At 38.9% G+C, this 12,422-nt stretch carries 16 protein-coding genes; 10 read left to right on the plus strand and 6 right to left on the minus strand.

What is annotated here, in order from left to right:
• Positions 1 to 10 precede the first annotated feature (10 nt).
• From ACI2IW_RS04485 to ACI2IW_RS04505, 5 genes are read right to left on the minus strand one after another with little or no spacing between them, the layout of a single operon-like run.
• Positions 11 to 778, minus strand: coding sequence for an SDR family NAD(P)-dependent oxidoreductase (locus ACI2IW_RS04485; RefSeq protein ID WP_404692792.1), 768 nt, complete (start codon positions 776 to 778; stop codon positions 11 to 13).
• Positions 779 to 788: 10 nt separating this feature from the next.
• Complete coding sequence (locus ACI2IW_RS04490; RefSeq protein ID WP_404692793.1) at positions 789 to 1,949, minus strand: acyl-CoA dehydrogenase family protein; 1,161 nt, start codon at positions 1,947 to 1,949, stop codon at positions 789 to 791.
• Positions 1,950 to 1,953: 4 nt separating this feature from the next.
• Positions 1,954 to 2,664: a histidine phosphatase family protein gene (locus ACI2IW_RS04495; RefSeq protein ID WP_404692794.1), complete on the minus strand. Its 711-nt coding sequence runs from the start codon at positions 2,662 to 2,664 to the stop codon at positions 1,954 to 1,956.
• Positions 2,657 to 2,998 (minus strand): hypothetical protein, encoded by a 342-nt coding sequence (locus ACI2IW_RS04500; RefSeq protein WP_102094028.1) that lies wholly within the window; start codon positions 2,996 to 2,998, stop codon positions 2,657 to 2,659. Before ACI2IW_RS04500 ends, ACI2IW_RS04495 begins: the two co-directional genes overlap by 8 nt.
• Positions 2,995 to 3,987, minus strand: a complete 993-nt coding sequence (locus tag ACI2IW_RS04505; protein WP_298807374.1) for a phosphotransferase family protein — start codon at positions 3,985 to 3,987, stop codon at positions 2,995 to 2,997. The genes ACI2IW_RS04500 and ACI2IW_RS04505 overlap by 4 nt, the downstream gene beginning before the upstream one ends.
• Before the next feature lie 483 nt (positions 3,988 to 4,470).
• Between ACI2IW_RS04505 and ACI2IW_RS04510 the strand changes: the two genes are divergently transcribed.
• The 5 genes from ACI2IW_RS04510 (at position 4,471) to ACI2IW_RS04530 (ending at position 7,511) form a co-directional block, all read left to right on the plus strand.
• Positions 4,471 to 5,826, plus strand: a complete 1,356-nt coding sequence (locus ACI2IW_RS04510) for a hypothetical protein (RefSeq protein WP_298807375.1) — start codon at positions 4,471 to 4,473, stop codon at positions 5,824 to 5,826.
• Positions 5,827 to 5,830: 4 nt separating this feature from the next.
• Positions 5,831 to 6,178 carry a hypothetical protein gene (locus tag ACI2IW_RS04515; RefSeq protein WP_404692795.1) on the plus strand — a complete coding sequence of 116 codons (348 nt, stop codon included), beginning with the start codon at positions 5,831 to 5,833 and terminating at the stop codon, positions 6,176 to 6,178.
• Positions 6,179 to 6,195: 17 nt separating this feature from the next.
• A complete protein-coding gene (locus tag ACI2IW_RS04520; RefSeq protein WP_404692796.1) occupies positions 6,196 to 6,567 on the plus strand; it encodes a hypothetical protein in 372 nt (123 codons plus the stop codon).
• Between the two features lie 177 nt (positions 6,568 to 6,744).
• Entirely contained in the window at positions 6,745 to 7,062 is a 318-nt protein-coding gene (locus tag ACI2IW_RS04525; protein WP_404692797.1) for a hypothetical protein, read from the plus strand.
• Between the two features lie 134 nt (positions 7,063 to 7,196).
• On the plus strand, positions 7,197 to 7,511 hold the full coding sequence (locus ACI2IW_RS04530) for a hypothetical protein (protein WP_298807379.1): 315 nt from the start codon (positions 7,197 to 7,199) through the stop codon (positions 7,509 to 7,511).
• Here ACI2IW_RS04530 and ACI2IW_RS04535 read toward each other — a convergent pair.
• Positions 7,487 to 8,284 carry an IclR family transcriptional regulator gene (locus ACI2IW_RS04535; protein ID WP_298807380.1) on the minus strand — a complete coding sequence of 266 codons (798 nt, stop codon included), beginning with the start codon at positions 8,282 to 8,284 and terminating at the stop codon, positions 7,487 to 7,489. The genes ACI2IW_RS04530 and ACI2IW_RS04535 overlap by 25 nt on opposite strands.
• 596 nt (positions 8,285 to 8,880) lie before the next feature.
• On the opposite strand from ACI2IW_RS04535, the gene ACI2IW_RS04540 reads away from it, so the two are divergent.
• The 5 genes from ACI2IW_RS04540 (at position 8,881) to ACI2IW_RS04560 (ending at position 12,402) form a co-directional block, all read left to right on the plus strand.
• Positions 8,881 to 9,192, plus strand: coding sequence for a non-heme iron oxygenase ferredoxin subunit (locus tag ACI2IW_RS04540; protein WP_298807381.1), 312 nt, complete (start codon positions 8,881 to 8,883; stop codon positions 9,190 to 9,192).
• 35 nt (positions 9,193 to 9,227) lie between these two features.
• Positions 9,228 to 9,527, plus strand: a complete 300-nt coding sequence (locus tag ACI2IW_RS04545) for a recombinase-like helix-turn-helix domain-containing protein (RefSeq protein WP_298807382.1) — start codon at positions 9,228 to 9,230, stop codon at positions 9,525 to 9,527.
• Between the two features lie 27 nt (positions 9,528 to 9,554).
• A complete protein-coding gene (locus tag ACI2IW_RS04550; protein WP_298807383.1) occupies positions 9,555 to 10,598 on the plus strand; it encodes an aromatic ring-hydroxylating dioxygenase subunit alpha in 1,044 nt (347 codons plus the stop codon).
• A 63-nt stretch (positions 10,599 to 10,661) separates the two neighbouring features.
• Positions 10,662 to 11,420 carry an SDR family oxidoreductase gene (locus tag ACI2IW_RS04555; RefSeq protein ID WP_298807384.1) on the plus strand — a complete coding sequence of 253 codons (759 nt, stop codon included), beginning with the start codon at positions 10,662 to 10,664 and terminating at the stop codon, positions 11,418 to 11,420.
• A 49-nt stretch (positions 11,421 to 11,469) separates the two neighbouring features.
• Positions 11,470 to 12,402 (plus strand): VOC family protein, encoded by a 933-nt coding sequence (locus tag ACI2IW_RS04560; RefSeq protein WP_298807385.1) that lies wholly within the window; start codon positions 11,470 to 11,472, stop codon positions 12,400 to 12,402.
• The last annotated feature ends 20 nt before the right edge of the window (positions 12,403 to 12,422 follow it).

The following is a 12,422-nucleotide window of genomic DNA, read 5'->3' on the forward strand; positions in this document are numbered from 1 at the left end:
AATAATCGTATTATATGGGGACACAGCTGTGCCCACCATCTACCTTGATCTCTATGCCAGTGATTCCTTTACCTGCTTTTGATGCAAGCAATAATAATGCACCGTCTAACTCTTCAAAATCAACAAATTTACGGCTTGGAATGCGTTTTAGCAACTGTTGTCCTAGATCACTCATTAGGTACTCTTCATTAATATCCGTAACCATATACCCAGGAGCAACGGCATTCACATTGATACCGAATCGGGCTAGTTCAACGGCCATCACTTCTGTCAAATGGCGCAAGCCAGCTTTAGACGCACAGTACGGGCTAACACCCAAGTTGACCGACTCGGACAAAATAGATGTGATGTTAATGATAACCCCTCTAATGTTTGAATTGATCATGTGCTGAGCAATTTCTTGCGAGCATTGCCATGGAGCTTTTAGATTCGTATTAACAATTTTATCCCAGTCGTCATCATCATAATTCAAAAAGCTTTTGGTATCACTGACGCCTGCATTGTTGATAAGCACATCTATGTTGATACCGTTGCCTTCTAGACTGCTGATCATTTTTTTGAATGCATAACGGTCATTTACATCTAATACAAAGCTATGAACGTTGATACCAAAGTCTTGTTCAAGACTTACTTTTAGATGCTGCAATTTGTCAGCACTTCTGGCGCAGATAATAACATCTGCGCCTTTTCGGGCAAACAAAGTAGTAATATGTTTGCCTAAGCCACCAGAAGCGCCTGTAATAAGTACATTTTTATTGTTAACATCAAATAAGCTCATTGTTATCTCCTTAGTTTTTCTTTCCTAATAGCTTTCTAGCAATACTCATTCTATGGACTTCGTTTGCGCCATCATAGATTCTAAAGCCACGAGCATCTTTAAAAATTTTGCAGACAATAGATTCATCTGTCATGGCTTGTCCACCAAGAATCTGGACGCTTCTGTCAATAACTCGCCAAATACCTTCAGAACTGATAACTTTGGCTAAACTTGACTCATAGTTACCTCGTTGTCCTGCATCTAATACTTGAGCACAATAATGGATGGCCAATCTGGTATTTAATAAATCTATTTCATTATCCGCCAACATAAAACCAACGCCTTGATGGTCACCCAATCGCTTACCAAAAGACTGACGCTCTCTAGCATATTGTGTGGCAATGTCATGCGCTCGTTGTGCTTGTCCAAGCCAGCGCATACAATGGGTTAGGCGAGCAGGTGCTAATCGAACCTGAGCATATTTAAAGCCTTGTCCTATTTCACCTAGCACATTTTCTTTTGGGATTCGTAGGTTGTCGAACGTTAATACGCCATGACCGCCTGCAAAGCAAGAATCCATGGCATTCATGTTTTTTTCTAAAATAAATCCTGGTACGTCGGTATCTGTCAAAAACATGGAAGCACTACCATCCTCCATCTTTGCCATAATGATAGCAAATGCCGCACCATCGGCACCTGTAATGAGCCATTTTCGGCCATTGATAACGTATTCATCACCTTCTAGCACAGCAGTGGTTTGCAACATGGAAGGGTCTGAACCAGCACCTGGACTAGGCTCCGTCATAGCAAAACAAGAACGCGTCTCACCACTCACCATTTTTCGTAGCCAACGTTCTTTTTGTTCTGCATTAGCGACTAAATCTAACAAATGAATATTACCCTCATCTGGGGCATGAATATTCATAGCGATAGGGCCTAATGCAGAATAGCCTGCTTGTTCAAATGCAATGGCTTTTTGCATGTGTGACCAACCCAGTCCACCCATCTCAACGCTGGCATGCGGTGTGAGCAGTTTTGCCGCTTTAGCACGGCTAACAATATCGTCACGCAGCTCAGTACTTGGACCGTGGCTGTCCTGACGAAGGTCCTGCTCAAAAGGAATGATTTCTTTGGCGATGAAATCTTTTACCTGTTGTTGTAACGCTAATAAATCGTCTGATAATATAATCATATGTTTATTCCTTAAACCCATTGTTATTGACATACATGTTATAAACATCGTCCATGGCACTATTGAATAACCCATTTTTAAGCGAATTATAAATAGTAAAATTTTGGAGCTTTATACGTTTGTGCAAAATTTGATTGTTTTTAACCTTTATATCTAAAATGTTTAAACACCCATAATCTTGCTCTTGGGTATAAATGTCTGCTAAGTGATGGTTATACATCCAGTTAATTATCACTCGGTTGACTGCATCGTGAGAAGATATCAAGATGTTTTGACGGCTTGGTTTAGACAATATCGTCTGCTCGAACCAATCACTCACTCGATGGCTAAACTCTTTCCAGCTTTCGCCTTGAATAAAATTTTCAAGCTGATTGGTCTGCAGTAGATACGCCTCTTTCAACGCTGTTTCAGATTGATCGTTAGGTAAGTCTTTGAGTCTCCCTGACTTAATCTCTCTAATAGCATCTACTGCCAATACCTTTTTTGAAGGTTGATATTGGGTTAATATTTCCGCCGTTTGTATAGAGCGGGGCATAGTAGATGAGTAAACGCGTTCAAAAGATATGTCTTTTAAACACTCAGCGAGTAAGCTAATTTGCTCAATACCTTGTGGCGATAACTGAGCATATTTTGGGTTTATGGGCTTATTATTTTCATCAAAATAAGCCACATGACCATGCCGTACTAGAAAAATACGTAGCCAAGAATCAGTCATGATTTGCTACCTTAGGATCAGTTATCTTTAATACCTCATTGTTTAATGATTCTAAAACCGTAGAAAGGTTAGAGATTTTCTTACCTTCTCGAATGTTCTGGCTCAACAATGCTAAGGCTTGTTCATTATCTTCAATTGGCATATCGGATACTGGTTCTAATATCTTATGAATATTTGAGGCATGATTTTCTTGTTCTAAGAGATAGCTTTTCAATAATTCAAAGCTTTTCATAACCATCAATAAGCTGTATTTATTGTCAGAGGTAGGCAAGAGCTCATTTTTGATAACAGTTTGACTGGTTTCTATTAAGTCAATGAACGTTTGCTGTTTCATACTTTATCTCCCAAGATATCTAGAATGTTTTTCTCAAGCTTAGGTACCATAAACTCGGTTAAAGCCAGTTCTAAAGAAGGTATTTCCATATCATCATTGCGATTTGACTGCTGCATAGCAATGATCGCCCAACGTACATGAGATAGTATGTGCCAAAACTTTAATTCGGTCTTTGGCACATCAGCACCACAAACATCAGTATATGCTTGAGAGAAATCTTCATAAGAGCCAATGCCACCAGCAATATTCTTATTTTGACCAAAACGCCAGCACTTAGCCGTGAACCAACCAATGTCTTCACGGCGATCTCCCCATTGGGTAAACTCCCAATCAAGAATGCCTGAAATATGATTGTTTTCAATCATGATGTTGCCCGTACGAAAATCTCCATGTACCAGCACCAACTCATCAATACTAGGTAAATTATCAGTCATCCAACTAATTGCATACTCTAAAATAGGGTTAGTTGCTTGCAGCAAATCTAACTGCGCTCGAAAAGAATGAATTTTGTCTGCAAGATATTGATCTTTATTAGGTTTAGGTAAAAATTCCGTTAATTCATCACCAAGAGGTACTTGATGAATAGAAGCCAATGACCTACCGATATCTTGCGTGATGTTTTTTCGGATATTGGCATCGGCCAGCCGAACCAGTTTATGGCCTTCAGCCACTCCGTTGATTTTCTGCATAATGAAAAAATCACTATTCAAAAAATTTGGGGCTTTTTTAAAATAGATTGGTTTAGGAACCTTAATTCCTAATTGGTATAAACGTGAAAGTAATCGATATTCTTGTTCGCGGTCAGAGCTGACCGAAACAGCAGCTTCTGAGTTTTTTCGTAGGACTAATGCAAAATCGTTATCTTGAATCAACCAATTTTCTTGGATAGCACCACCGCTCATTTTTACCACTTTCAAGTGTGCTGTTACTTTCAAATTAAGCTGATCTACGAGGAGTTCTTTTAATTGATTAACTCTATAAATATTCATGACTATCCCTGTGTTAAATCTACTATCTTTTAATCAGCAAATTATATGCCAGTATTTTTTTATATATAAATCAAACACTTAATTATTTAGTGCCTTTTCATAAATGAAATATATTTTCATTTATGAATTTCGATAGTTTTATTCCAGGTTGGTAATACGCTTGTCTAGCTCATATAAATCGATTTTCAAAGTATGAGGCCGAATACTTCCAACAGTTATTTAGTACTAGAAAAAATAGTGCCATTATTTCAATAAGCAGACCTTATTATTCGAATCATATAGCTGATCATTAAACAAAAACTGAGCAGTACTATAAGAGAGCACTATGTATTAGGCTAAAAGCTTGGATGCTGCTAATATGCATATAACTCGACCTATATTTGGTCTTAAATTGAACCGTCATATAAGCATGTGTTAAAGCCAACAACCATTGGAGTTGTATGGATATCAATCAATGATCTTGGTAATAGGTAGATAGTATTAATGAATTGGGAACAGTGGATAGCAGAAAATAGAAAACAAATTGAGCACGTTGTGGGATATGAAGAAAACTTTGTCAGAAGTATTTTAGCTAAAATTCCCGAAATAAGCCCCGAGGATGTCACTGCACAATTTCATTTTACTGATTCAAATGGAGGTAACAGATATATTGACTTTATGATTGTGAATGAGGTAAAGGGCTATCGATTACCTATTGAGTTAGATGGGTATTGGAAAGTAACTAATTATCACGATTTCAACGATATGTTGGAAAGGCAAAATGATCTAGTACAGATATACGGTGTTCTGCTCAGATATACCAATAATAAAATGAATCAACAGCCTGATAAAATAGTTAGAGAAATTAGAAAAACATTAGAGTTACAAGGTAAGAACCAATTGAGCCAAGAAATGCTAGAAAAGCAAGAACAACAGCGTGTTGCTGAATATCAACAAGAGCTCAACCAGCTAAAAGATGAGCTGATACAGCAGCAAGAAACACATATGCAGTCTTCATCTACGATTGCTAAAAGTGAAATTGCAAGCATTCAAGCAACGATTGCTGATCTACAATCTAAGATAGAACAAAATAACACTCCAGCGAAAGTAGAAGTAGCAAGAGACAATATTGCTGTCAAGCACTCTAAAGAGCCTGTAAAAACTAAAGTTACAGCCAATCAAATGTTAGTAGCAGGTTCTGCTGGGTTAGTTATTGTCGCTCTAGGAGCTAATGCATTCTTTAGCAAAAACAAACAAATTAGTTTTGAGACGACTGAGAGTAGCTCACTGTTGCTGTTGGCCAATAATAACGAAGAAGATGAATCAGAAGACGTCAATACAGAGTTGATGGAAGGAACTCCATCACTTCAAAACACTGTTAGTGCTGAGACGGATACTACAATAGTAAAGAGGCAAAAGCCTCAAGCTAATACTATTACCGTTGAAGAGGATTATTCTGAAGTATCATACAAAAGTGTGGCACAAGAGTCTGCTGTTATTAAAAAAGAAAGTGAGGAAGTTGAGGTTCACCAACCTACGTTTGAGGAAGTGCCAAAGAATAACTATGAAGTAGCTGTCTCTAATACGGTAACAGCTGCCCAAGCCTATCAGCACATAGGTGATTACCGTATCGTTTGTGGTTACGTGTCACAAGTTACAGGATTCAGTAAGGGAAAATATTTAAATCTTGGTGCTACATATCCCAATCAAGATGCCACTATCGTAGTGTGGAACTCTGATATGGAAAAATTCGATAATCTAGGTCAATACGAAGGTCAGGAACTATGTGTACAAGGCACAGTTAGTTCTTATAAAGGAACACCTCAGATCAAACTATCTTCTATGAATCAGGTTAAATAAATTTATGTGGACCTTTTTTTCTATTATTGCAGGTTTTTTTTTCCTACTGTTACTGCCGGCTCTATCGTCACTGTATGACCAAGAATATAGTGAACAAGCGAGAAAACGTAAACAGGAAGAAGAGAGGATTAATGAGGATAAAACAGATATCGCTGCTGAGAGAAAGAAAGTCGAGGCTGATAGAGCATGGATTAGAGATCAAGAATTAAAACTGATTTCTAAAGAAAAAAAGCTCGAAGCAGATAGACGTCAGAGATATCTTACAGTAAAGCAGTTAGTAGTAAGCTGCTCTATATTTATAATCATCGCTGTAACTATCATTATGTTTTTCAAAAACTTAAATACAATTTAACTACCACTAGGGTCATTATGTTTAAAAAAATTGTAGTTATCGCAAGTGCTGTATTGTTTAGTATAACATTGTCTCATGCTACCGAACCGAAAATAGAAGCCTACAAAGCACCATTTCATGTTGGAAAAACGGTAATGGCATGTGGAATACTAGCCGAGACAAAGCATTTCCCCAATAGACATTATCTTAACTTGGACAAAAAGTACCCTAAACAATCGCTAACAGTATTGGTATGGAACAAAGACTATCGTTGGTTTGAACAACGCTTTGGTGAAATAGATAGTTACGTCGGTAGACGCTTTTGTGCAAGAGGTAAGATTGAGGAATATAAAAACAATCTACAAATGAAAGTCACTAATCCACAATTTTTGAGATTGATGGATAAATAATATATTTAAGAGGTTGTTAGGTGCTTTGATAACATGCTGTTGAATGTAAGATGCTGAGGTAAAAACGCTTTGCAAGTTAATAATATTAGACTGTTAGTTGGCCTCCCATTTTTGGCATTAGTGGGATGTACTCCATCACCATAAGATGATGTATTGTATGGTGCAGGATTTATTAAAGTGAACCAAACATTATGGTCCGAAAAATACACTAAACCTTATCCGTTTTCTGTCGCTGGTGGTGAGATTTCATGTGGGTCACATCCGAAATTTGGTCGAGAGGTATATTTTGAGCCCGAAGGCTTTACTAATGAATCCTATATTGGTACACCGTTAAACCAAGCTGCTAGAAATAGTCTTGAGCAAGATAATATGGCATCTAATGTACCTTATAGTATACGAGCAGGCGCTGACCTAAGTGAGGCTATAAAGATAGGTTTACAAGTATGCGCTGACTACCAAGATAGGCTAACATCCAATCTTTATTCTACGCAATGAAAATAGTGGGTCTGCGGTTTTCAAAATAGTGTCTCTTACTGAAAAAATATTTATACAACTTCCAAGAATATCTGATAATTTATAAATAAGTATAGTAACGTTAGACTTTACTTTATTAAAAGAAGATTTTTAACATGAGTTACGGAAGACCAAAAGACTGGGTAGAAATGCGTCATTTAGCTTCCGAGTACGGGCTGACACTCAGACATTATCAAGAAGAAAAGCCTCATCTTTTTGAGCTAGTTGTTGTGAGAACGTTCGTAGGCGGAGAATCCATTCTCACTGCCATGACACATGAAGATGTTGAAGGTAACGGTAAGCTCAGTAATAATAAGACATTGGAGCAAACTATTCTTGATAATGCTGTTCGTTCTAAGTTTTATGAATATTTAGTATTGTGTCATAACAATAGATTTGAATCTAATTACCAACTCCCATCAGGTTTGTAAATTTTACTAAGATTGTTTGCTGCACCAACAATAGCGGGAACTATATGTTGTTCAAAGTGATCTGAGGTAAAGGCATGTACTGGAAAACTAACAGATAGTGCATATACCATTTTGTTGGAGGATAAATCCTTAATAGGGGCGGTACATGCAACCATATCATTGTTAAACTTTTGCCAACTTGTAAGATGGTTTTTACCACGACTGTTCTTTACTGCCTGTAGCAATTCATCAAGGTTTGTCGGCGTTGCGTCAGAGTAAATTTTCCACTCTGGAAAATCATTAAACCTGCTTTTAACTTCTTCATCCGACAAATCACTCAAAAGCATTTGTCCAATGACGGTGGCGTAAGCTGGCCATCTTAGTCCAGGCAATATATTGGAGGTAAAGCTTCCTAAAGGTTGAATATTCTGCAAATTGACAATTTCTGTTCCATCTAACGTGAAAAGGTGTACGGCAGTGCCAGTATCATCTCTCAATTTTTCCATGACTGCATAGGCTTCTTGTTTAAATGAAATAGACTTGAGATAAGAGTGGGATAAATCAACCACTTTAATATCTAACATGTAGTTTTTATTGTTGTCTTTTTTGATGTAACCCATCTGTTCCAAAGTAAATAACAGCCTATATGCACTGGATTTATTGATGCCTAACTGTGTCGCTATTTCTGATAATGACATCTCCACGATCTCATTTTTATTAAACAACTCCATCAACAAAAGCCCATTTTTTAGGCTGTTCACCATATATTTATCATCAGGTAATGATTCGGACATTATATCGATCTCAAAAATTGGTTAGAAATATTCTATCATACAAGGTAATTTATCGCGTAGTCCATAAGACCTGATAATAAATAGACAATGTTGAGCAGTTTATTGACCTATCCATTTTATCTCAATTTATATCCTTCCTGCCTCTACGCTTATCAGTAGTATTTTCTAACAAATTCTATAGATCAGTCGTTTAAATGATGTGGTTCATTAGTTTTAGTCGTGCATCTACCAAGCCATATCATCAATGTCGTCTTTATTGTCTAAATCATGACTGCTTATTTTCTAAATTATATTTCATGAAGCGACCCTATTCATCGCAGTTACATTCTGCCTTTCTATGTCATTTTGACAGTTTTTATCCTGCAAAAATGACGCCTGTTATTCGCGCCTTGCATCAAATACCTATAAATATTTTATACATTAAAACTTTGTAAGCACAGATAATCGCAGATAAGTAACAGATTATAAATATTATTATTTGGATTTTATTCGCGTATTGGCTATTTAATTTGCAGTTGACAAGTGCAGAAAGTCTAAGTTATATTAAGTTTTACACATTAAACAGTGTTTCATATACAAAACTAAGGACGGTTTACATGGACTGGTTACCCATATGCGATTTATCAGATATTAATGAAGATGAGCCAAAATCTGTAGAAGTCAATGGCAAGAAAATTGGGGTTTTTCAGATTGAGGACACTTATTTTGCACTAGAAAATGTATGTCCACATGCTTATGCCTTGTTGACTGACGGTTTTATCGAAGATGAGACCGTAGAGTGTCCTTTACATGAGGCTATTTTTGATATTAGAAGTGGCAAATTATTGAGTGGCCCTGCTGATCGAAACCTATGTACGTACGCTTTAAAAATCGAAGCGGACAAAATATACCTTCAAGACAAAGCTTAAAAGACTAAAGCAATGCGCCAAAAAGGAGAAAGAGGATGCAGCAATACAACGAAAGCTTGATCCGTTGGAAGCAACACAGTCCTAGTAAGGATGCGGGAATCAATAATATTCAAATGCCAGGACAGTCAACATTGATGGTCTGGCAAACCCGCGATCACGAACCGACAGATTATGAATTGTCTTTAGCAAAAAATTTAATTACTGCGTTTTCGTCTGGCGCTGAGACTGTGGAAGAAGTCGTCAACGCTCTGAATGAGCAAGGCATGCTTCATGGAGATGGCAGCGCTTTTACCACTGAGTCGTTTGAACGAGAAATGGCACGATTGGGATACTAAAAACCATCAAATAGGGAGTGTAAGACGATGAGACAGTTTCAGTCATTAGAAGAGTATTTGTCATTAGGACTAAGAAATCGCTGGCATCCAGTGTTGTCTTCTTGGGAAATAGAAGCGAATCCAGTCGGTATCACGCGCTTGGGTGAAAACCTTGTGTTATGGAGAGATGAAGCTGGCGAAGTCCATGCCCTCGAAGACAGATGTCCGCACCGCGGTGCCAGATTGTCTTTAGGCTGGAACTTAGGTAGTAAGGTTGCTTGCTGGTATCACGGGGTAGAAGTCGACAAAAAGGGTACCGTCGTCGATGTACCTGCGGTTAATGACTGCCCAATGAAAGGTCAGTCTTGTGTACGTAGTTATCCTGTCCAAGAATCAAACGGAGCAATCTTTGTTTGGTTTGGTTTAGAAGATGGTCAAACGCCAACGCCACTTGAGTTGCCAGAGCAGCTAGCAAGTGATGATTGGAGTAGCTTTTTGTGCATGGCTGATTGGGAAGTCAACTATCAGTATGCCGTTGATAACGTGATGGATCCAATGCACGGCGCTTTTTTACACGCGACGTCTCACTCTATGGCAGAAGGCGATAAGCAATCTGATATGGAGTTTAAAAAGACCAAAGATGGCTTCGTATTCGAAAAAACAGGTCAAAAAGGTGTGAACTTTGATTGGGTAGAATACGGCGATACGGGTAGCCCTTGGTTAAGATTGTCTATTCCTTACAAGAAAGATTTTGGTCCCGGCGGTGTGTTTTGGATTGTCGGTTTTGCCACACCGATTGATGAGCACCATACCCGTGTCTTCTTTTGGCGCTGCCGTGAAGTGCAAGGCTGGCAACGTGATACGTGGCGCTTTATGTACCGCACCTATCTTGAAAAACTGCACTGGGATGTCTTAGAACAAGACAGAATTATTTTAGAAAATATGGCGCCACAGGCTCAGGCTCACGAGTTTTTGTATCAGCATGACGTGGGTCTTGCCCGTTTGAGAAGAATTTTTCAAAAAGAAGGCAAAAAGCAATTTAACCAGCTGCAAGCGTTAAAAGAGCCTAAAGAAGAGAAAGTCAACGCTTAACTGGAATGCTTCTTAAAGGTGGCATACAAGCAAAATACAAATTGAAAGGGAGTTCCAGCACTAATGAACAATTTACTACTCAACAAGAGAATCGTTATATCAGGCGCGGCTCGTGGGCTGGGACTGTCTTTTGCTATCGCTTGTGCCAAGCAAGGCGCAGACGTGGTCATGTTGGATATCTTGACAGATGAAGTTCATAGTCAAGCCAATTTGTTAAAAGAGCAGGGGTTAAAGGCAACTGCTTGGCAGATAGATTTGTCAGATGCATCCAACATCAAATCGACAGTTGATGACGTAATTGCTCAGAGTGCTCAAATTGATGGCCTTATCAACTGTGGGGCTTTAGCGACTGGGGTTGGCGGTAAAAACATGATGGATTATGACGAAGATCTTTGGGATCGTGTAATGCAAATTAATGTCAAAGGTACGTGGCTATTGAGTAAAGCATTGGTTCCATATCTTAAAGCGTCTAGCGCTGGAAAAATCGTCAATATTGCCTCTGATACCGCGCTTTGGGGTGCACCAAACTTGATGGCTTATACCGCAAGTAAAGGTGCCATCATCTCTATGACTCGCTCCATGGCGCGTGAGCTTGGTGAAGACAATATCTGTGTCAACTGTATTTTACCCGGTCTTACCATCGTTGAAGCAACTGCTTATGTACCACAGCAACGCCACGACCATTATGTCAATGGTCGCGCGCTCAACAGAAAGCAATATCCAGAAGACATAGATGGTACAGCAGTATATCTCTTGTCCGATTTGGCGTCATTTGTCACAGGTCAAAATATCCCAGTAAATGGTGGCTTTGTATTTAACTAGGAAGCTTGCGTCACAGCGAGTAACCAAAGCATTCCAATAAGGATTTCACATGATAAACGGAATTAAAACCTTAAAATTCGGTGTTGAAGACCGAAAAAAATGTCAGAACTTTGCGATTGATTTTGGGTTAGAAGAAGTCAGCTCAGACATAGAAGGCACGACAAAATTTAGCATGGACAACGGTAGTGCCATTTATGTCTACGACAAAGATGACACCAGATTGCCGCCTGCTTTTGAAGACGGCTCGACGCTAAGAGAAGTGACTTGGGCAGTAGATGATCAAGAGAGTTTTGACAAGCTAAAGGATAGCTTACAAGGTGTCGATAGTTATAAAGCAGAGACAGATATTTTATATTGCCGTGATCCAAATGGGCTGACATTGTCTTTTGAAATCAGTGTCATGCAAACCAGTCTCGATAAAGCAAGCGCGGGTATCAATCAGTATGGTTCTATTAATAGAATCAATGAAGCCAGTCCAGTGTATGAAAAAGCAGCACCATTAGGCGTCGGTCATGTTGTCCTCTTTAGTCCCAACCTTGTAGCGGCACAAACATTTTACGAGGATAAATTGGGCTTTTATCTATCAGATGCTTATAACAATCGAGGGGCGTTTTTACGGTGCTCCGCGGAAGGCTGGCATCACAATCTGTTTTTATTAAAGCTGCCTCACAGAGATGCGCCTGGGTTAAATCATGTGGCCTTTATTGTTAGAGACATACATGAGGTCATTGGCGGCGGTCTGCACATGAACCGAAAAAAATGGGATTCGTTTATCGGGCCTGGTCGCCATCCTGTGTCCTCTGCGTACTTTTGGTATGTGCATTCACCATTTGGCGGGGCATTTGAATACTACACCAACGACGATTACTTAACGCCTGAATGGCAAGCTCGTCATTATGATTATTCACTTGATTTATTTACAGAGTGGGCAGTCGAGGGCGGTATTGATGATACCACGAGACGGCAAATCAACAATATGTGAATGATTAAAGCTGGATGAGT

The organism is Psychrobacter sp. NPDC078501 (assembly GCF_044900935.1).
GTDB lineage: Bacteria > Pseudomonadota > Gammaproteobacteria > Pseudomonadales > Moraxellaceae > Psychrobacter.